The organism is Kribbella sp. (genome assembly GCF_035687465.1).
Taxonomy (GTDB): Bacteria; Actinomycetota; Actinomycetes; order Propionibacteriales; family Kribbellaceae; genus Kribbella.
On sequence record NZ_DASRXP010000606.1, the window covers coordinates 1 to 18362 of the forward strand.

At 67.4% G+C, this 18362-nt stretch carries 18 protein-coding genes; 7 read left to right on the top strand and 11 right to left on the bottom strand.

Annotated features, from left to right (window positions below; translation table 11 throughout):
* The first annotated feature begins 69 nt into the window (after window positions 1-69).
* A complete protein-coding gene (locus VFG33_RS32005) occupies window positions 70-1053 on the top strand; it encodes an LLM class F420-dependent oxidoreductase (RefSeq protein ID WP_325056724.1) in 984 nt (327 codons plus the stop codon).
* Here the strand turns inward: VFG33_RS32005 and VFG33_RS32010 are convergent.
* A complete protein-coding gene (locus VFG33_RS32010; RefSeq protein ID WP_325056725.1) occupies window positions 1046-2047 on the bottom strand; it encodes an acetamidase/formamidase family protein in 1002 nt (333 codons plus the stop codon). The two genes, VFG33_RS32005 and VFG33_RS32010, sit on opposite strands and share 8 nt — an antisense overlap.
* A gap of 170 nt (window positions 2048-2217) precedes the next feature.
* Here VFG33_RS32010 and VFG33_RS32015 point away from each other — a divergent pair, with 170 nt between their 5' ends.
* Both VFG33_RS32015 and VFG33_RS32020 read left to right on the top strand, forming a co-directional pair.
* Window positions 2218-2910 carry a response regulator transcription factor gene (locus VFG33_RS32015; protein WP_325056726.1) on the top strand — a complete coding sequence of 231 codons (693 nt, stop codon included), beginning with the start codon at window positions 2218-2220 and terminating at the stop codon, window positions 2908-2910.
* Window positions 2911-3368: 458 nt separating this feature from the next.
* A complete protein-coding gene (locus VFG33_RS32020; protein WP_325056727.1) occupies window positions 3369-4874 on the top strand; it encodes a sensor histidine kinase in 1506 nt (501 codons plus the stop codon).
* An 8-nt stretch (window positions 4875-4882) separates the two neighbouring features.
* Here the strand turns inward: VFG33_RS32020 and VFG33_RS32025 are convergent, their stop codons facing one another.
* From VFG33_RS32025 to VFG33_RS32035, 3 genes are read right to left on the bottom strand one after another with little or no spacing between them, the layout of a single operon-like run.
* Window positions 4883-5323, bottom strand: coding sequence for an SRPBCC family protein (locus VFG33_RS32025; RefSeq protein WP_325056728.1), 441 nt, complete (start codon window positions 5321-5323; stop codon window positions 4883-4885).
* A gap of 40 nt (window positions 5324-5363) precedes the next feature.
* Window positions 5364-5702: an ArsR/SmtB family transcription factor gene (locus VFG33_RS32030; RefSeq protein WP_325056729.1), complete on the bottom strand. Its 339-nt coding sequence runs from the start codon at window positions 5700-5702 to the stop codon at window positions 5364-5366.
* Entirely contained in the window at window positions 5699-6160 is a 462-nt protein-coding gene (locus VFG33_RS32035; RefSeq protein WP_325056730.1) for an SRPBCC domain-containing protein, read from the bottom strand. The genes VFG33_RS32030 and VFG33_RS32035 overlap by 4 nt, the downstream gene beginning before the upstream one ends.
* A 106-nt stretch (window positions 6161-6266) precedes the next feature.
* Between VFG33_RS32035 and VFG33_RS32040 the strand changes: the two genes are divergently transcribed.
* Window positions 6267-7043, top strand: a complete 777-nt coding sequence (locus VFG33_RS32040) for an APH(3') family aminoglycoside O-phosphotransferase (RefSeq protein WP_325056731.1) — start codon at window positions 6267-6269, stop codon at window positions 7041-7043.
* Here VFG33_RS32040 and VFG33_RS32045 read toward each other — a convergent pair.
* Genes VFG33_RS32045 through VFG33_RS32065 form a run of 5 tightly spaced genes read right to left on the bottom strand, consistent with a single transcriptional unit; the run spans window position 7030 to window position 12269 of the window.
* Window positions 7030-8562 (bottom strand): acyl-CoA synthetase, encoded by a 1533-nt coding sequence (locus VFG33_RS32045; RefSeq protein WP_325056732.1) that lies wholly within the window; start codon window positions 8560-8562, stop codon window positions 7030-7032. The two genes, VFG33_RS32040 and VFG33_RS32045, sit on opposite strands and share 14 nt — an antisense overlap.
* A 52-nt stretch (window positions 8563-8614) precedes the next feature.
* A complete protein-coding gene (locus VFG33_RS32050) occupies window positions 8615-9976 on the bottom strand; it encodes an MFS transporter (protein ID WP_325056733.1) in 1362 nt (453 codons plus the stop codon).
* A 16-nt stretch (window positions 9977-9992) separates the two neighbouring features.
* Window positions 9993-10457: a MaoC family dehydratase gene (locus VFG33_RS32055; protein ID WP_325056734.1), complete on the bottom strand. Its 465-nt coding sequence runs from the start codon at window positions 10455-10457 to the stop codon at window positions 9993-9995.
* The gene (locus VFG33_RS32060) at window positions 10454-11347 is read right to left on the bottom strand and encodes an amidohydrolase family protein (RefSeq protein WP_325056735.1); all 894 of its coding nucleotides are present in this window, start codon (window positions 11345-11347) and stop codon (window positions 10454-10456) included. The genes VFG33_RS32055 and VFG33_RS32060 overlap by 4 nt, the downstream gene beginning before the upstream one ends.
* 10 nt (window positions 11348-11357) lie before the next feature.
* Window positions 11358-12269 (bottom strand): SDR family oxidoreductase, encoded by a 912-nt coding sequence (locus tag VFG33_RS32065; protein WP_325056736.1) that lies wholly within the window; start codon window positions 12267-12269, stop codon window positions 11358-11360.
* A gap of 134 nt (window positions 12270-12403) precedes the next feature.
* Here VFG33_RS32065 and VFG33_RS32070 point away from each other — a divergent pair, with 134 nt between their 5' ends.
* Both VFG33_RS32070 and VFG33_RS32075 read left to right on the top strand, forming a co-directional pair.
* Window positions 12404-13246 (top strand): PaaX family transcriptional regulator, encoded by an 843-nt coding sequence (locus VFG33_RS32070; protein WP_325056737.1) that lies wholly within the window; start codon window positions 12404-12406, stop codon window positions 13244-13246.
* Between the two features lie 123 nt (window positions 13247-13369).
* A complete protein-coding gene (locus VFG33_RS32075) occupies window positions 13370-14824 on the top strand; it encodes a S1C family serine protease (RefSeq protein WP_325056738.1) in 1455 nt (484 codons plus the stop codon).
* An 85-nt stretch (window positions 14825-14909) separates the two neighbouring features.
* Here VFG33_RS32075 and VFG33_RS32080 read toward each other — a convergent pair whose 3' ends face one another.
* Together VFG33_RS32080 and VFG33_RS32085 are read right to left on the bottom strand one after the other, a co-directional pair.
* Window positions 14910-16184, bottom strand: a complete 1275-nt coding sequence (locus VFG33_RS32080; RefSeq protein ID WP_325056739.1) for a glycosyl hydrolase family 18 protein — start codon at window positions 16182-16184, stop codon at window positions 14910-14912.
* A 106-nt stretch (window positions 16185-16290) separates the two neighbouring features.
* Entirely contained in the window at window positions 16291-17274 is a 984-nt protein-coding gene (locus VFG33_RS32085) for a BtrH N-terminal domain-containing protein (RefSeq protein ID WP_325056740.1), read from the bottom strand.
* 58 nt (window positions 17275-17332) lie between these two features.
* Between VFG33_RS32085 and VFG33_RS32090 the strand changes: the two genes are divergently transcribed.
* The coding region (locus VFG33_RS32090; protein WP_325056741.1) for an AAA family ATPase at window positions 17333-18362 on the top strand (1030 nt) is incomplete at its 3' end.

Here is an 18362-nt window from a genome sequence, read left to right on the forward strand (position 1 = left end):
GGTTAATCAGTGGGAATTCAGTAGGTGAGGTGCTGGACCGGCTTGGCACCTCACCTATTGGATGGAGGCATGACAACACGGTTTGGATTGTTCGTTCCACAAGGGTGGAAGATGGATCTGGCGGGGTTCAGCGACCCCGTCGAGCAGTGGGAGGCGATGACGGCCGTTGCGCGTGCGGCCGATGCGGGGCCGTGGGACTCGATCTGGTTGTTCGACCACTTCCACACTGTGCCGTCACCAGTTCGCGAGACGGTGTTCGAGGCCTGGACGACAACCGCCGCGCTGGCTCGCGACACCAGCCGGGTGAAGCTCGGTCAGATGGTCGGCTGCAACGGTTATCGCAACCCCGCGCTCTACGCGAAGATGGCGGCCACGGTCGACGTCGCCAGCCACGGCCGCCTGTACGCCGGGATCGGCGCGGGCTGGTCGGATCACGAGTGGAGGGCCTACGGCTATCCGTGGACGAGCCTGAAGGACCGGATGGGCTCCTTCAGCGAGTCCGTCGAGTTGATCCACCGGCTCTGGACCGAGGACGACGTGGTCTTCGACGGCAAGTACCACTCGGTCGACAAGCCCTTCGTCGAACCACGCCGCAAGCCCCCGCTGTGGATCGGCGGTGGTGGTGAGAAGGTCACGCTCAGACTGGTCGCGCAGTACGGCGATGCCTGCAACTTCGGCACCGGGAACGTGGACACGATCAAGCACAAGCTCTCCGTACTGCGTGCGCACTGTGATTCCGTCGGACGCGACTACAGCGAGATCGTGAAGTCGACCAGCATCAACGTGTTCCCGATCGATGCCGGAGCGGATCCTGTGACGGCCACCGCGAGGGCTCGTGGACGCTACAGCGTGGAGGAGTTCCAGGAGATCGGCGCTGGTGGTGGTCTGGAAGGTAGTCGGGCGCAGCTCGCCACCACCAAGCAGATCGCTTTACAGGTTGAGCAATTGGCCGAGGTGGGGATCGAGTACGTCATCGTCTACGTTCCCGGTGTTGCCTATGACCACGAACCACTTCAGCGGTTCGCGCAGGACGTAGTACCGGCTTTCAGCTGAGGGTGGCGGCGAGATCGCGTAGGTGGCGGTGGATGCCGTCGTAGACGCCGACCGTCGGCAAGAGGCGCTTGGGGACCTTGGTGACGACGCTGTAGTTGGCGTCGACCACGTTGGCCAGCGGGACCTCGCTGATCTGGCTCAGCAACTGGTAGGCGTCGAGCTTGTCGAGGCCGTAGAGCTGACCGAGCCAGCCGACCATGTCGACCTGACCGGCTCGCCACGCGTCTTCCAGCGGTCGACTCGAGCCGACGACGGCCAGGTAGTCGTCGTTCTCGATCCGCGGCCAGGCCGGGCCCGGAGTCTTGAGCAGGTCGACGATCAGCACGACATTCATCGAGCCCTCCACGGCCGTGCCGCAGGACTCGCCCTCGCCCTGGCGGTAGTGACCGTCGCCGATCGAGAAGAGCGCGCCCTCGACGTTGACGCCGAGGTAGCAGGTCGCGCCCGCCCTCATCTCCGGGGTGTCCATGTTGCCGCCGAAGGTGTCCGGCACCAGCGAAGAACGAACCTCGCCGGCGGCCGGAGCCAGCCCGACCGTGCCGAGCATGGGTTCGATCGGCAGCGCGAGCTCGAGGTTGCTGCCCTGGGCACTGAAACCGACCGTCTGCTTGTCCGTGTCGACCTCGTAGATCCAGGTCCGTTCCGGCAGCGGGTCTTGGAGGGTCGCAGTACGGTCGGTGCTCGTGAGTCCCCCGAAGAACGGAATGGTCGCGGACGCACCCCAACTTCGAGCGGGGGTGAGGTCTACGAAGTGCAGCACGAGGGTGTCGCCGGGCTCGGCGCCCTCGACGTAGAACGGGCCGGTCTGCGGATTGACGAACGGCATCGTCAGGGAGGCGCTGGCCAGGTCCTCACTGCTGCGTAGCTTGCCGCAGAAGGCATCCTCGGTCCACAGCCGCATGGCGGTCCCGGGCTTGACCCGGCGAATCGGCGGGACACCACCGAAGGTCCAGGCGTACTGCTCGGGCTCAGGCGCGAATTCGATGATGTCCACGCCGAAAACCTACGCCCGGGCCGACCTCCTTCGCGACTGATCAGCGGGTTCTCAGCGGATTCTCAAACAGACGGCATAACCTGCAACAGGCGGGGGTCCGGACGATTGGGGCCTATGCCATGACGATTCAGGGACTTCAGCGGGACTTCAGTGTGAGCGGGGAGTGCGACATGCGGATACTGGTGGTGGACGACGACCGGGCGGTCCGGGACTCGCTGCGCCGTTCGCTGGAGTTCAACGACTTCGAGGTCGTGACGGCGTCCGACGGCGCTGAAGCGCTCGCTGTCATCGGCAACGTCGAGCCCGACGCTGTCGTGATGGACGTGATGATGCCGCGCCTGGACGGGCTGGAGACCACCAAGGCCTTGCGGGCCGCGGGCAACAACGTGCCGATCCTGGTGCTGACCGCGCGCGATGCCGTCGCGGACCGGGTGGACGGCCTCGACGCCGGGGGCGACGACTACCTGACGAAGCCGTTCGCGCTCGAGGAGTTGCTGGCGCGGCTGCGCGCCCTGCTCCGGCGCAGCAGCACGCCTGGCGAGGGCGGGCCGCGCGGCGAGGTCCTGCAGTACGCCGATCTGGTGGTGGATGTGGATGCGCACGAGGTGCACCGCGGCGACACCCCGATCCCGCTGACCCGGACCGAGTTCTCCCTGCTCGAACTGCTGATCCGCAACCCGCGCCGGGTGCTCGAACGCGCGGTGATCCTGGACGCGGTCTGGGGCTACGACTTCCCGACCACGGCGAACTCGCTCGAGGTCTACATCGGCTACCTGCGTCGCAAGACCGAGGTCGACGGTCTGCCGCGCCTGATCCACACGGTCCGCGGCATCGGCTACGTGCTGAGGGACACCCCGCCGTGAGCACGCAACCCCCCTCCGACGACTTCCCGCACTACAGCAGCCAGTCAGACGAAGAAACCCTCGAGATCGGTCGGGGCCACCAGACCCCCCGGTACGCCGATCACCGCACCCCAACACCAGGTGGTCGCGGCACAGGCGGACGAGGTAGCGCCGGCACGGGCGGACCGGGTAGTCCCGGCACAGGCGGACCGAGTGGTCCCGGCCCAGGCGGACCGAGTGGTCCCGGCACGGGCGGACCGGGCGCGCCCGGGACAGGCGGACTGGGTCCGGGTGATCCACGGTCAGGTGGGCCGGGTCCTGGTGGGGCCGGCGGTCCGCGCACGCCCGCATTCCGTAGTACTGGCGGCGACGCGACAACGGACGGCGTCATCGGCGAAGGCGGCGGGGACGGTGTTGGTGGCGGGGGCGGTGGGCCTGGTAATGGGATCGGGCGGGGGAATGGGAATGGTGCGAGTCGGGTGGTCGTGGCTACGGCTGCGCGCACTCAGAGCTGGTGGCAGGACAAGCTGCACAAGCTGAGCCTGCATGCCCGCGTGACCCTGCTCGCCGCTGTGGCCGTGGGACTCGCGGTCGCCTTCGTCAGCTTGTCGGCGTACGTGACGGTTCGGCAGCAGATGTACCGCAACCTCGATGACAGCCTCGTCGACCGCGCCGTCCAGGCAGCGAAGAGCGGCGCACTCACCGACCCGGGGCTCATCCAGTCGGTCCCGCCGGAAGCCCTCGGGCTGAGCGACATCCTGCTCGGCCTCTACACCGCCGACGGTCAGAAGATCGGCTCGCCGGGGACGATGCCGCCGATGGACGCGCCCGAGCTGGCGATCGCACAGGGCCCGATCGGGATCAAGCCAAGCATCCGGACGGTGGGTGTCCGGAACGGCCCGCACTACCGAGTCGTCGCAGTGGCGACTCAGTACTGTCCTTTCGAAGACCCGAAGACATGTCAGCGACAACCGGAGTACTACAGGCCGCTCGCCCTCGTGGTGGCACAGTCGCTGAAACCGATCGACCGAACCTTGCACAACCTCGGCATTGTGCTCTGGGCGGTGGGGCTGCTCGGTGTCATCGGTGCGGCGCTGGCCGGCAACGCGATCGCGCAGTCCGGCCTCAGGCCGCTGGCGCGGCTGACGGGTGCGGCCGAGCACATCGCGCGGACCGAGGACCTCAAGCCGATCCCCGTCACCGGCTCGGACGAGATCTCCCGGCTCGCGCTGGCGTTCAACGCGATGCTTGCCGCCCTGGCCCGATCGCAGGACCGGCAACGGCGGCTGGTCGGCGACGCCGGCCACGAGTTGCGTACTCCGTTGACGAGCATCCGGACCAACCTGGATCTGCTCGCCCAGGCGGACAAACGCGGCGGCCTCCGCGCGGAGGACCGGCAGCAACTGCTCGACGACGTGCGCGCCCAGATGGACGAGCTGACGACGTTGATCGGCGACCTGACCGAGCTCGCCCGCGATACCCCGCAGGTGCGGAACGCGGAACTGATCGAGATGTCGAACGTGGTCGAGGACGCGGTGATCAAGGTACGGCGTCGCGCTCCCGGGCTGGAGTGGGACGTCCAGTTGACGCCGTTCCCGGTCTGGGGTGACGAGCGACTGCTCGGCCGGGCCGTGACGAACCTGCTCGACAACGCCGCGAAGTACAGCATCCCGGACAACGCGGTGCCGAACCCGGCGGATCGTGGGGACAGCGCACCGCTCGGCCGGGTCACGGTCCGGCTGCTGGACGGCGTACTGACGGTGACGGACAGCGGACCGGGGATCGCCGAGGCCGATCTGCCGCATGTGTTCGAGCGGTTCTACCGGTCGAGCGAGGCGCGCAGCCGACCCGGATCGGGGTTGGGACTGGCGATTGTGAAGCACGCGGCCGAACAGCACGGCGGCATGATCTACGCCCGCAACACTCCGGGTGGAGGAGCCCAGTTCACCCTCTGGCTCCCCCACGCGGCCACCCAATCGCGCTGACCCGTGGCTTAGTGCCAGTCGCTGATCATGACGTCGTTCGGCGACGGGTTGCCCTTCCCGGTCTCGACCAGCGCCTTCAGGCTCATCAGGAAGATCGCCCACTTGGTGGAGCAGTGGTACATGAACTCCACCGGCTCCTTCCAGCCAAGGTGCTCGAAGGCAACGATGGTGAAGTCGTCCGTCTGCTTGAGCTTCCAGTTGACGTGGGTGCCGATCCACTCCTCCGGCCCGTCGACCACTTCCCACAGCACGTGTTTGCCGGGGTCCAGCTCGAGAACCTTCATGTCGAAACCGCCCGGCACGAAGCGGAACTTGAGCACGCCGCCGACCTTGCCGTCGCCTTCCGTGTCCGTCGTCCACCAGCCGGCCAGACCATCGATCGTGGTCAGGGCTTCGTAGACCTTCTCCGGGGAGGAGACGATGCCGACCCTGTGCAGGATGTCAACCATTTCCGGTACCTCTTCCTTGTGTCGGTACTGCGTATTCGGGCTACTGCTGTTGGTTTCGCTGGATCGCCTCGGCGATCCGCTTGATGCGGCGCAACCTGGAATCCCAGGCCGTTCCCACTGCTGAGAGCTGCGCCACGGCCCGGGCGAGCTGGGCGTCGTCGACGTGGTAGCGCATCTCCCGTCCGATCGGCGTGACGTGAACCAGTCCGACGCGATCGAGCACCCCGAGATGCTTCGCGACGGCCTGCCTCGTCACCGGAAGCTGCTCGCTGAGAGTGGTCGCCGTACCGCCGCCACTCGCCAGCAGCAGATCGACCATCCGTCGCCGGGTCGGGTCCCCGATCGCCGACCACAGGTCGTCGTCGATCACGGCGTTCATCGCGGGGCCACCAGCCGCAGGACGTACTCCCCGAGCCGGGGAATGTAGTGGTCCCAGCCCTCGCCGTGGTCGCGGTACTGCTCCTCGAGCACCGCGATCTCCCAGCCCTTCTCACGGAACCCGGTCTCGGTCATCCGGAGCACAGTGGCTGCTCCCGACGGCACGACCTCGAAGGTCACCAGCAGCGAGTTGCCGGGAACGGGAGCCTCTCCCTCAGGCGCAACCCAGCGAAACGAGAACAACCGCGGCGGCTCGACCTCCACCACCGTGATCGGGACGACCATCTCCTGGTCGGTCCCCCGCGCCCACCTCAGCGTTCCGCGACCACCGGGCGCCGAATCAAGCTCCGCCTCGTCGGCCCACCACTCCTGGAGATGCTCAGGACTGCTGATCACCTCGAAGACGACCTCAGGCGAGGCCTCGATCCGGATCTCCCGCTCGATCGTCCCGAACTCCATGAGTTTCCCACTTTCCGCAACGTTTGGTTGCACATCACCGTAGCCCGGGTCGGCTCAATACGCAACCATTGGTTGCTCTTCAATCCAGCCTGCTTTGATTGGCCGGGTGAGTAGCCCTGTGATGTTGCCCGCCGGCGACTGGGAGCCGGTCGACACGGGTGAGTCGGACGCCAAGGTTTTCAGGCGCAGCGACGGTGCGTTCTACGCCAAGTACGCCGCAGCCGACGGGATCGATCAGCTCCGCGACGAGCGGGATCGCATCGCCTGGCTGGGGACCACCGGGATCCCTGGCACCGACGTGGTCGACTTCGCCGAATCCACGGATGGTGCGTACCTGCTGACAACAGCTGTGCCAGGGGTTACCGGGATTGACTTACCGCGCAACACCCACGAGAAGGCATTGCACCGGCTGGCGGCGGCTCTGCGGTCGCTGCACGAACTGAACCCAGCCGATTGTCCCTTCACCCGGCCGGTGACAACCGTGCTCGACGAGGCAGCAGACGTCGTACGACGCGGCGCAGTGAACCCGCAGTTCCTCAACGACGAGTGGCGACGGCAACGGCCGGAAGACCTGCTGGACCAGCTCCGTGCGGAACTGCCTTACGCGCAGCTGCACGCGCCTGACGATCTCGTCGTCTGCCATGGAGATCCCTGCCTGCCGAACGTCTTCTTCGACCCGGACTCCCTCGAAGTCACCGGCTTCATCGACCTCGGCCGGCTCGGAGTCGCCGACCGCTACGCAGACCTGGCACTCACCACCGCCCAACTGTCCAACGAGTGGGGCCTGGATCCGGCCGCCTTCCTGTCCGCCTACGGTCTCGCCGATCCGGACGTCCGCCGGCTCGCGTTCTATCTCCTCCTCGACCCACTCACCTGGGGCTGAGCTCGGTGGGCAGGGGGAGGTTGCGGAGGCCGGACTTCTGTACCTTGCCCGAGCCGGTCCTCGGCAGTCGCTCCACCACGTCGACGTACGCCGGGATCTTGTACTTCGCCAGCCGGGGCAGCAGGTACTCCCGCAGTTCGCCGCGGCTCACCACGACCTCCGGACGGCAGACCAGGAACGCCCGGCCGACCTCGCCCCACCTCTCGTCCGGTACGCCGACCACCGCGACCTCGACCACCGCCGGATGGTCGGAGATCGCCTTCTCCACCTCGGCGGGGTAGACGTTCTCCCCACCGGACACGAACAAGTCCTTCACCCGGTCGACGATGGTCAGATAGCCGTCCTCGTCCACCGTCGCGACATCCCCGGACCGGAACCAGCCGCCGTCGATCAGCGCGTCGGCCGTCGCAGGAGGGTCGTTCCAGTAGCCCGGCGTCACGTTCGCGCCCCGGATCTGTACCTCGCCGGGCTCTCCCGGCGCTGCCTCCGTCGAGTCCGCACGAACCACCCGCACGTCCCCGAAGAACACCGCGGCCCCGACCGTGCCGGCCTTCCGGATGCTCTCCCCTGCCTCCAGGAAGGTCGCCCCCGGTGCGGTCTCGGTCATCCCGTACCCCTGGCAGAACACGAGCCCTCGCTCCTGATACGTGCGGATGAGTGACTCCGGCACAGCCGCCCCGCCACACATCAGACTGCGCAAGGACCCCAGCTCCGCCGTCGCCCACCGCGGCGAGCGGGCGAACTCCGCGTACATGGTCGCGACGCCGAACATCCAGGTGACGCCGTGTTGCTCGATCAGGTCGTAGCAGCTGTCGACGTCCCAGGACGAGGTGATCAGCGCGCAGCCGCTCTTGGCGAAGGTCGGCAGGAACGTCTGCGCCAGCGCCGCGACATGGAACAGCGGCGCCGTGATCAGCGTGACCTCGTCGGAGGCGACATCGACGCCGATCAACAGGTTGACGGTGTTCCACACCAGGTTGCCGTGGGTCAGCATCGCTCCCTTCGGCCGACCCGTGGTTCCCGAGGTATAGAGGATCAACGCGACCTCCTCCAGCCCCACCTGCACGTCGATCGGCGCCTCCGCACCGCCGGCGAGCCAGCTCTCGTACTGCGCTTCGCCCGGGCCCGGGTGGTCGAGTGCGACCCGCAGAGAGGTCTGGTGATCCAGCGACCGGACCGCAGTGGCACATTCGGGGGCATAGATCAGGATCGTGGCCCCCGAGTCCTCGAGCAGGTGATCCAGCTCGGGCGCGGTCAGCCGGAAGTTGAGCGGTACGAAGATCCCCCCGAGCACGTGCGTCGCGAACATCGTCTCGACGAACGCTGGGTGGTTCGGGCCGAGGTACGCGACCCGATCCCCCTTGCCGACGCCCGCTTCGCGCAGCCGGTCGGCCAGCCTGCTGATCCGGACCGCCAGCTCCGCGTAGCTGGTCTTCCGGCCCTGGAACAGCAGCGCGGTGCGTCCGGGCGACAGCTGAGCCCGCCGATACGGCCAACCGCCGAGTCCCGCGTTCTGCATGCGACCGGCCTCCTCTTCACTGAGCCACGGCTTCTTTACTGCCACGGCTTCTTTACTGAGCGACGGCTTCGCCGGCTGACGGCTGCGAGCTGGTGACGGCGGGCTGCCGCCTGACGACCGGAGCTGCCGCCAAGTCTCGCCGGTTGGTCTCCTTGAGCGCCAGGATGCATCCCACGGCCACCAGGCAGAAGGCCGCCATCGTGCAGGAGATCACGAACGTCGACCTCGCTCCGGTCGACTGCTGGATCTGCGCGAACAACAAGGGCGTGAATCCCGCCCCGAGCCCGGCCAGCTGGTAGCCCAGGGACGCACCGGTGTAGCGGTTCTCCGTACTGAACAGCTCGGTGTAGAGAGCAGCTAGCGGCCCATACATCATCGGGTGGATCACCGCCTGGCCGATGATCAACGCGAGCACCAGCACCGCAGTACTGCCGTTGTCGACCAGCGGAAAGAGCACGAAGCTGTACGCCGCCATCGCCAGCGCGCCAGTGACTACGACAGGGCGACGGCCGATGCGATCCGACAGGGCGGACCAGGCGAGGATCCCGACCACCGCGCAGGCCGAGGACGCGGTCAACGCGTTCAGCACCTCCTGCCGGCTGTGGCCGACCCGGACGCCGTAGGCGAGCACGAAGATCGTCAGCGTCGCCTGCGCCACGAAGGCCGCCATCCCGGCGCCGACGCTCAGCAACAGAGTCCGCGGATGGTCGCGAAGGATCTCGACCACTGGCAGCCGTCGCTTCGGCAGATCCTGCTCGACGGCCTTGAAGGCCGGCGTCTCCTCGACCTTGAGCCGGACGAACAGGCCGACAGCGAGCAGCGCAATGCTGAGTAGGAAGGGAATGCGCCAACCCCAGGCCAGGAATGCCTTCTCCCCGACGATCGCGGCGGTCCCGGTCAGGGCAGCCGTGGACAGCACCACACCGGACGGTGCGCCCGCATTGGTGAAGCTGGCCCACAGACCCCGTCTGGTCGTGGCGTGTTCGGCGGACATCAGCACGGAGCCACCCCACTCGCCGCCGACGGAGATCCCTTGCACGACCCGGAGCAGCACCAGTCCAACCGGGGCGAGGACGCCGACCTGGGCATAGGTCGGCAGCAGACCGATGAGGAAGCTGGAGATGCCCATCAGCGTCATGCTCAGCAACAGCATCCGCTTGCGGCCGAGGAGATCACCGAAATGCCCGAAGATCACCCCGCCCAGCGGACGGGCGACGTACCCGGTGGCGAGCGTGCCGAAGCTGGCGATCGTCGCGACCAGGGGATCCAGTGAGGAGAAGAAGACCTTGTTGAAGACCACCGCGGAGGCGGTCGCGTAGAGGAGGAAGTCGTAGTACTCGATCACACTGCCGAGGTAGCTCGACAGGACGGCGCGGCGGAGCTGGACCGGGTTGGCCGATCGCGTGGCGGACATGGCGGGTCCACGTCCCTCAGGCGTAGTGCCGGTAGACGGCGCGAGCGACGCAGGCGGGCTTGTCCTGACCGTCGACCTCGATGACGAAGTCGAGCAGCATCTGGACCCCGTCACCGGCGACCTCGTCGACCGAGACGACCTGGCCGGACAGCCGGATCTTGCTGCCTACCGGCACCGGACTCGGGAACCGCACCTTCTCCAGGCCGTAGTTCACGCTCATCCGGACCCCGTTCAGCTCGAGCAGCTCGCCGAACAACGGGATGATGAGGGCCAGGGTGAGGTAACCGTGGGCGATCGTGCCGCCGAACGGGCCGGCCTTCGCCCGCTCGGGATCGACGTGGATCCACTGCTGATCGCCGGTCGCGTCGGCGAACAACTGGATCTGTTCCTGGCTGATCTCCAGCCAGTCGCTCTGTCCGAGATCCCGGCCGGCCAGGGCCCGGATACCCTCGAAATCGTCCACTCTGAGCGGAATGGTCATGACTCCTCCTTCTGGTCATCGGCGAGGCCGAGCAGCCGCACCGCGTTGTGCTTCAAGATCTTGGGTCGCACCTCAGGCTTGATCTCCAGCCCGGCGAAGTCGGCCAGCCAGCGATCCGGACTGATCAGCGGGTAGTCGGAGCCGAACAGCACCTTGTCCTGCAGCAAGGAGTTGGCGTACTTGACCAACTGCGGCGGGAAGTACTTCGGCGACCACCCGGACAGGTCGATGTGGACCTGCGGCTTGTGAGTCGCCACCGCGAGAGCCTCGTCCTGCCAGGGAAACGACGGATGAGCCAGGATGATCCGCAGTTCCGGAAAGTCCACCGCCACGTCGTCGACCAGCAACGGGTTGGAGTACTTCAGGCGAATCCCGCCTCCACCCGGCAGTCCCGCGCCGATGCCGGTCTGCCCACTGTGGAACAGCGCCGGTACTCCGAACTCCTCCATCACCTCGTACTGCGGGTACGCCATCACGTCGTTCGGGGAGAACGCCTGAAGACTGGGGTGGAACTTGAACCCGCGCACGTCGTACCGCTCGATCAGCCGGCGGACCTCCCGCGCTCCGGCTCGGCCCTTCCACGGATCGACGCTGGCGAACGGGATGAGAACATCGGGATGCCGGGCGCAGGCCTCGGCGATCTCCTCGTTGGCGATCCGGGGATGACCGGTCGCGTGCTCGGCATCGACGGTGAAGACGACAGCCGCCATCCGGCGCTCGCGATAGTGAGCGGCCAGCTCGTCGATCGTCGGCTGCCGCTTGCCGTTGGCACCGAAATGCTTGTCCGAGGCACCCATCAGCGTCGGACTCAGCGAGCTCCGCCCATCCGCCGACACCTCCGCGTGGGTGTGAACATCGACAGCGACGAGTTCATCCAGGTCCAACTTCAAGGCACTCACCTCAAGCCGCCGGTGGGGTCGGGGCGGGAATGCCGAACGTCTCGGGGTTGGCGCCCACGCCGGTGTGCCAAGTCGTGGCAATGGCGTCCGGAGTCCAGCCACCGGCGGCGAAGGCGACTGCTTTCTCCTGAGGGTGGGACCACAGGGCCAGGCGGTCGCCGCCGATGCCGATCGCCTGGCCGGTGACCTCCTGGGACTCGGCCGACGCGAGGTACACGATCAGGGCGGCAACGTCCTCCACCGTGCCGAGACCCTCGTCCTTACGCAGCCACTCCGGGAACGGGCGGCCGGTCCGCTCGGCTTCCTCGATCACCGGCGCGAAGGCCGGGATCGTCTTCGTCATCTCGGTCGCTGCGATCGGTACCACGGCATTCACGGTGATCGCGGACCGTGCGAGCTCCAGCGCCCAGGTCCGCGCCATCGCCACGATCCCGGCCTTGGCCGCGGCGTAGTTCGTCTGACCGAAGTTGCCGCGCTGCCCGGCCGGCGACGAGATCAGGATCAGCCGGCCGCCGGTCCCCTGCTCCCGCATCCGGATCGCCGCCGCCCGGGCGCAAGTGAAGGTCCCGCGCAGATGGACGTCGATCACCGCGTCGAAATCCTCGTCGGACATCTTCCACAGCACCTTGTCCCGCAGGATGCCCGCGTTCGTGACCATCACGTCCAGCCGGCCGAACTCGCCGATCGCCGCCGACACGAGTTCCTCGGCAACCTGCGCCGTACCGACCGGTGCGATCGCGCCGACAGCCCGGCCACCTGACTCGGTGATCCCCTTGACGACCGTGGCCGCGGCCTCGGCGTCCACATCGTTGACGACCACGGCAGCGCCGGCGGTAGCAAGCGCTTCGGCGTACGCCCGGCCCAGTCCCCTGCCACTGCCGGTGACCACTGCGACCTTTCCCTGCAAGTTCATCGGGCCATCCCTTCGGTTGAGCCGCCGGCCGAGCCGGGGAGTCCCGTCAACATAGGGCGTTCTTGTGACGGCCGTCAAGATTGTGACCAATAATTGCTCTTCCCGAGCGCCCGGTGGCGTTTAGGCTGGCTGACGTGACGGCTGATCCCGACGACGAAGGCGCGCTGAGCTACTCGGCCCGCCCGCAGTCCCTGATGCTCAGCTTTCTCGGCATCTATCTGGTCGGCCGCGGCACAGCCGTGTACTCCGGCAGCGTGATCGAGGTCTTCGGCCGGGTCGGGGTCACCGAGGAGGCTGTCCGGTCGACGGTGAACCGGATGGTCAAGCGGGGGATGCTCACCCGGCACCGCTCCGGTCGCCGCGTCTACCTCGGGCTCACCCTGCACGCGACCGAGGTGCTGGAGGACGGCGCGCAACGGATCTGGCGGACGGGAGCGGTGAACCGCGACTGGGACGGCAGCTGGACCCTGGTCGGCTTCTCGATCCCCGACAGCCGGCGCAGCGATCGGCATGACCTGCGCTCACAGCTCATCTGGGCCGGGTTCGGCCTGTTGCAGAACGGGTTGTGGATCGCGCCGGGCGCCAAGGACGCGGCCACGATCGCTGCGGATCTCGGGCTGACGAGTCACGTCACCGTCTTCACGGCGCAACCGGCCAAGCCGACCGAGTCGGCCGACCTGGTGCGCAGAGCGTTCGACCTCGAGGCGATCGCCGACCGGTACCGCGCGTTCCTGGCCCGCTGGGAGCCGGCCGATCCACTACCGGCCCTGCCCGACGATCTCGCCCGGCAGCTGATCCTGCACACCGACTGGCTCCAACTGGTCCGCCAGGACCCGCACCTGCCGGCCGAGCACCTGGACCGGGACTGGCCGGCGATCCGCGCGGAACAGCTCTTCCGGCAGTTGGCCACGCAGTACCAACGCACCGCCGCGAAGATCGCCGCCGAGGTGATCGAAGAGATCCCCGTCCCGGCCTGACCCCCGGAGTCCGCCGGCCCTCATCTCTTCCTGATGAATTCTTCAGGGGATCTTCATGGAACTCTTCGTCGGCTCTGACGGGATCTTCAGGGCGTTCTCAGGTGCGGCCCCCAAGGTTTACCCATGACCGAGAACCAGCCGCCCCAGCCGCAGAACCAGCCCGGGGACAACACCCCGGACCAGGGCTCGACCTACGGTTCGACGTACGGGAGCCAGCCCCAGCAGGGGACGCCCCCGTCGTTCGGTTCGAGTCCGTACGAGGGCACGCAGCAGTTGCCGACGACCGGCTACGGCCAGCACTCGCAGCAGCAGAGCGCCCCCCAGGGCGGACAGGCGCGGCCAGGTCAGTACCCCTCAGGTGGGAGTACTTACCAGCAGAGCGGGCAGTTCGGGATGGCCGGTGCGCATCAGGGGGCGTCACCGGGCGGACCGAACTGGCCGTTCGGCCCGCAGCCGGCCCAGCCGGAGCCACCGAAGCCCAAGCGGCGCGGTCTGGCTCTGGTGGCAGCCACCGCGCTGCTGGTCGGCACCGCCGGCGGTGTGGGTGGTGCGGCTATCTACTCGGCGACGAACGACAGCACCACTGCCGCTCCTTCCGTCACCGCTCCGCTGACCGGCGGGCAGGCCGCTCCGGCCTCCGCGCCGGACGGCTCGGTGCAGGCAGCTGCCGCAAAGGTGCTGCCGAGCACGGTCAAGATCAGCTCGGTCACCTCGCAGGGAGCCGCCACCGGCTCAGGCATCGTGATCAGCAAGGACGGCCTGATCGTCACCAACAACCACGTGGTTGCCGGCGGCAGCAAGCTGTCGGTGATGCTGAACGACGGGCGGGTCGTCCCGGCGACCATCGTCGGCACCGACCCACTGACCGACCTCGCGGTGATCAAGGCCGAGGCCACCGACCTCACACCCGCCGTACTGGGTAAGAGCGGCAACCTTGGCGTCGGGCAGGGCGTCGTCGCGATCGGCTCGCCGTTCGGGCTGGAGGCGACCGTGACGAGCGGCATCGTCTCCGCGCTGAACCGGCCGGTCACGTCGGGCAGTGAGGACGCGCAGGACAGCACCACGGTTTTCCCAGCAATCCAGACAGACGCCGCCATCAACCCGGGCAACTCCGGCGGCGCACTGATCGACCTCGCCGGCCAGGTGGTCGGAATCAACAGCGCGATCAAGACCGCCGGAGGATCGGGACAATCCGAAGGCGGCAACATCGGCCTGGGCTTCGCAATCCCGATCGACCAGGCCAAGCCGATCATCGACGAGCTGGTGGCCAAGGGCAAGGCCACGCATGCGCGGCTCGGAGTGACGGTCGGCGACGCGCAGTCATCCGACGGGCTCTCGCAAGGAGCGACCCTCGGCGAGGTGACGTCCGGCGGTGCGGCGGACAAAGCCGGTTTGAAGGCGGGCGACATCGTCACCGCCGTCGACGGTAAGGCGATCGCGTCAGGGGACGCGTTGGTCGCCGCTGTCCGTTCGCACCGCCCGGACGATGAAGTCGAAGTCACCTTCACCCGCGCCGGCAAGCCCGGCCAGAAGGTGACAGCCAAACTCGGCTCCGACAACGGCAACCCCACCGGGTAGCCCCACAGCAACACCCTCCCTGGTAGGGACTGCAGCCGCCCACCGAGCGGCTGCAGTCCCGTTTCTGGGTACTGGCCCCTGCCTGTCAGCGGCCTTGGAGGGACTTGACGTTGTCGGCGAAGGTCCAGTTCTTGGAGCCGTCCCAGTTGATGGACCAGGTCATCAGGCCCTTGAGGGCTCCGTTGAAGGTGTTCCAGGACTGGGCTACCAGGGATGGGGTCATGTAGCCGCCGCCGGCGCCGGATTGGGCTGGGAGGCCGGGGACCTGCTTGTCGTAGGGGACGCGGATGGTGACGCCTTGGATGACGAGGCCGGTGTTGAGGCACGTGGTCTGGGCTACGAAGCCCTGCACTGTGCCCGCGGAGTACGAGTCGCCGGAACACCCGTACATGCTGCCGTTGTAGTACTGCATGTTCAGCCACCACAGCCGGCCGTTGTCGGCGTACTTCTTGATGATGGGGAGGTAGGAACCCCAGATCGAGCCGTAGGTGACGCTGCCACCGGTGACGTAGGCCGTTTCGGGTGCCATGGTCAGGCCGAAGTTCGACGGCATCTGAGCCAGCACACCGTCGATGATCCGGATCAGGTTGGCCTGTGAGGTGGACAGCTGATTGATGTTGCCGCTGCCGGTCAGGCCGGTTTCGATGTCGATGTCGATACCGTCGAAGTTGTACTGCTTGAGCAGCGGCACCACGGTCGCCACGAACCGGTCGGCCACGGCGGACGAGCTGAGGTCGATACCTGCGGTGGCGCCGCCGATCGACATCAGGATGGTCTGGCCGGCCGCCTTCGCCTGACACATCTCGGTTGGAGTGGCGACCTTCACGGTCGCGTCCATGCCGTCCTCCCACTTCACCGTGCCGTCGGAGAGGATCACCGGGAACGCCGCGTTGATCACGTTGTAGCCGTGCTGCCCGATCCGCGAGTCTGTGATCGGGGTCCAGCCGAACGGCGGATGCACACCGTTGGAGGCGCCGTCCCAGTTCTCCCAGTAGCCGTGCAGGACCTTGCCGGCCGGCCGGGACTTCACCGGACAGGTCACGGCTCCAGGCGGTGGCGTGGTCGGTGGAGTCGTGGGTGGCGTGCTGTCACAAGCGCCGAGATCGAGCCACAGCGAGGGGGCCGCGACCGGGTTCCAGCCCGAGCCGGGAGGCGCGGTGTGCGCGGACCGGGCCTCGTACGACCGGTTCAGGTAGGTCACCTTGGCGCCGACGGAGTAGCTGACCCCTTCGGCCCACGCGGGAGCGGTACACGCCACTTGGACCGCCGACTGGCCGGCCTGGGCCACCAGCCCGGCCGACGCGAGGAGCAGCCCGGTTGCAATGGCACCCGCGAGCACAATGCCGACCCGTCGGTTCATGGCCACTCCCAATCAAATACGCAATGACCTTTCGTTTATCCACCGTAGGGGGTTGATCCCTCAGGCCGCCACGACATGTCGGAAACCCGCCTCAGGACAGGCGCCCCTAGAGCATGCTGAGTGCCTGCATCGCCTTGCGTTCGATCTGCGAGAGCTCGTGGAGGATGGCACCGGCCTGTACGAGGTTCTTCGCGTCGCCGGATTCGCCTGCTGCCGCGACGAGTGCAGCCACCTGTGTCCAGAGGGTGGCGGCCTCGGCGTACAGGCTGTGGCCAGTGCGCAGGTGGCTGCTGTCGATCAGCTCGGCACACTCGGCAAGGAAGTCCCGGTAGAGATTGCGGAACAGGGCGCCGCCGGTGCCGGCCCTCTCCATGAGGAGGGCGGCCCGTGGCAGGTCCTCCTGCGGATTGTCGCTGCGCTGCAGCCACTTCGGCACCTGCTTGGCGGTCTTCTCGATGCCCCGGTGGCCCAGGTTCGCGATGGGCGGGTTCAGGAAGGCGTCGGCGCAGGTCTTGATCGCGGGGATGATCCGGTCCTGTGGTGGCGTCAGGCTGCTGGGCACCGTGATAGTGAAGGAGCGGTGCCTGGCGGTCATGGGGCCGCGCTCGGCCCTGGCGCTGGCCAGGCCGGTGAGGCTGGTCAAGACGGCTCCGCCCTGCGGCTCGGTGTCCACCAGGTAGGCGTTCTGTTCGTCGTAGCCGTACATGGTCACGACGTGCCCGCCGAAGTGCACCTTGGTGCTGAAGTAGTCCAGGTAGTAGCTGTCGAGCTGAAGACCGACCGGCCGACCGGCGTCGATGGGTGCCGCGACGTTCTGCCATGCCTTGCGCGGAGAGGTGGTCTCCGCGACCAGCAACTCGAGCCCGAGTACGGCGGCCAGGCTCCTGGTGAGCTCGAACGGCTTGACCCGGCCTCCCAGGAAGGGGAAGCCCATGGCTTTGCTGTCCCAGTAGATGAAGGACAGTCCGGAGCCAAGCCCGAACAGCATGGGCTCGGACAAGTCGAGCCCCTCATGCCGCAGCAGCACGCCCAGGGCCGTCGTCTCACAGTGCTGCATGCCGCGGACCTCGAGGTCTTTCACCATAGTCATTCCGCGCATTCTTCCTCCCTCACCAGACGACAACGCCGTTCGGGCGCATGATGGGGTGATGACCACCGCGCTGGTTGGTCGACAGGTTGAGGCTTCGCTGCTTGAGCGGGTGATCGCCGCACTGCCGGACGCTTCGGCTGCCGTGATGATCCGGGGCGAGGCCGGCGTCGGCAAGACTTCGCTGGTCCACCAGGTGCTACAGGATCGTCGCGAGACCGGCCTGCGCATCTTGCAAGGGGCCTGCGCTCCCATGGCAGGCGCGGTGGCGTACGGCGGATTGGCCGCGGCGCTCGGCCGCTCACTCGGTATGGGCGTCGGGACCAAGGCGCTTCCTTCTGTTGCCGCCGGTCGCGCGCAAGCTGTCGAGGAGCTGACCAACGCACTCGAGGACGGTCCTCCCACAGGCACGGTGCTCGTGGTCGAGGACGTGCACTGGGCCGACTGGTCGACACTCGACTTCCTTGCCTATTCGACTCGCAACCTGCCCGAGCGTCGGCTGTTGATCCTCCTCACGTGGCGCGACGAAGTCACCGACCCCCAGCGAACGGAGTGGCTGGCAGAACAACTCCGCAACCCAGCGGTCACCGACCTGGCGTTGCGAAGGCTCACCCGCGAAGAGACCACACTCCAGCTCGCAGGCCTGAGATCCGGTTTGACGCAGGACGAGACCGACGCGATCTTCGGACGCAGTGGCGGCAATCCCTATCTCACCGCGGAGCTGTCGAGCACCGATCCTGCCACTTCGATCTCTTTGCGCCAGGTCTTGCAGGCGCGGCTGCAGACGGTGTCGCCCGCGGCGCGGTTGGTCGTCGCCGCCACCGGAACCTTGCCAAGAGCATTGAATGACGACGAGCTGCTGGCGGCAGCAGACGGTGACCTGGACGCCGTACGGGACGTCTGTGAATCGGGGCTGGTGATACGAGACCCGACCTCAGGCGCCACGGCCAAGCATCCGGTCCTGGGGGAGGTTGCCTATGGGCAGCTGCTCTCTCAGCAACGCCGCCGCCTTCATGTCAGGTTGGCCAAGCAGTTGCAGGAAGCGCTGCCAGTTGGTGCGGACGCGGCTGCGGTTGCAGAGGTGGCTGAGC

Bases quoted from the DNA above. Each gene is read 5' to 3' on its own strand.
- VFG33_RS32005 (WP_325056724.1), top strand. From the start codon at position 70: ATGACAACACGGTTTGGATTGTTCGTTCCACAAGGGTGGAAGATGGAT.
- VFG33_RS32015 (WP_325056726.1), top strand. From the start codon at position 2,218: ATGCGGATACTGGTGGTGGACGACGACCGGGCGGTCCGGGACTCGCTG.
- VFG33_RS32025 (WP_325056728.1), bottom strand. From the start codon at position 5,323: ATGGTTGACATCCTGCACAGGGTCGGCATCGTCTCCTCCCCGGAGAAG.
- VFG33_RS32030 (WP_325056729.1), bottom strand. From the start codon at position 5,702: ATGAACGCCGTGATCGACGACGACCTGTGGTCGGCGATCGGGGACCCG.
- VFG33_RS32035 (WP_325056730.1), bottom strand. From the start codon at position 6,160: ATGGAGTTCGGGACGATCGAGCGGGAGATCCGGATCGAGGCCTCGCCT.
- VFG33_RS32045 (WP_325056732.1), bottom strand. From the start codon at position 8,562: ATGCAGAACGCGGGACTCGGCGGTTGGCCGTATCGGCGGGCTCAGCTG.
- VFG33_RS32050 (WP_325056733.1), bottom strand. From the start codon at position 9,976: ATGTCCGCCACGCGATCGGCCAACCCGGTCCAGCTCCGCCGCGCCGTC.
- VFG33_RS32055 (WP_325056734.1), bottom strand. From the start codon at position 10,457: ATGACCATTCCGCTCAGAGTGGACGATTTCGAGGGTATCCGGGCCCTG.
- VFG33_RS32065 (WP_325056736.1), bottom strand. From the start codon at position 12,269: ATGAACTTGCAGGGAAAGGTCGCAGTGGTCACCGGCAGTGGCAGGGGA.
- VFG33_RS32075 (WP_325056738.1), top strand. From the start codon at position 13,370: ATGACCGAGAACCAGCCGCCCCAGCCGCAGAACCAGCCCGGGGACAAC.
- VFG33_RS32080 (WP_325056739.1), bottom strand. From the start codon at position 16,184: ATGAACCGACGGGTCGGCATTGTGCTCGCGGGTGCCATTGCAACCGGG.
- VFG33_RS32085 (WP_325056740.1), bottom strand. From the start codon at position 17,274: ATGACTATGGTGAAAGACCTCGAGGTCCGCGGCATGCAGCACTGTGAG.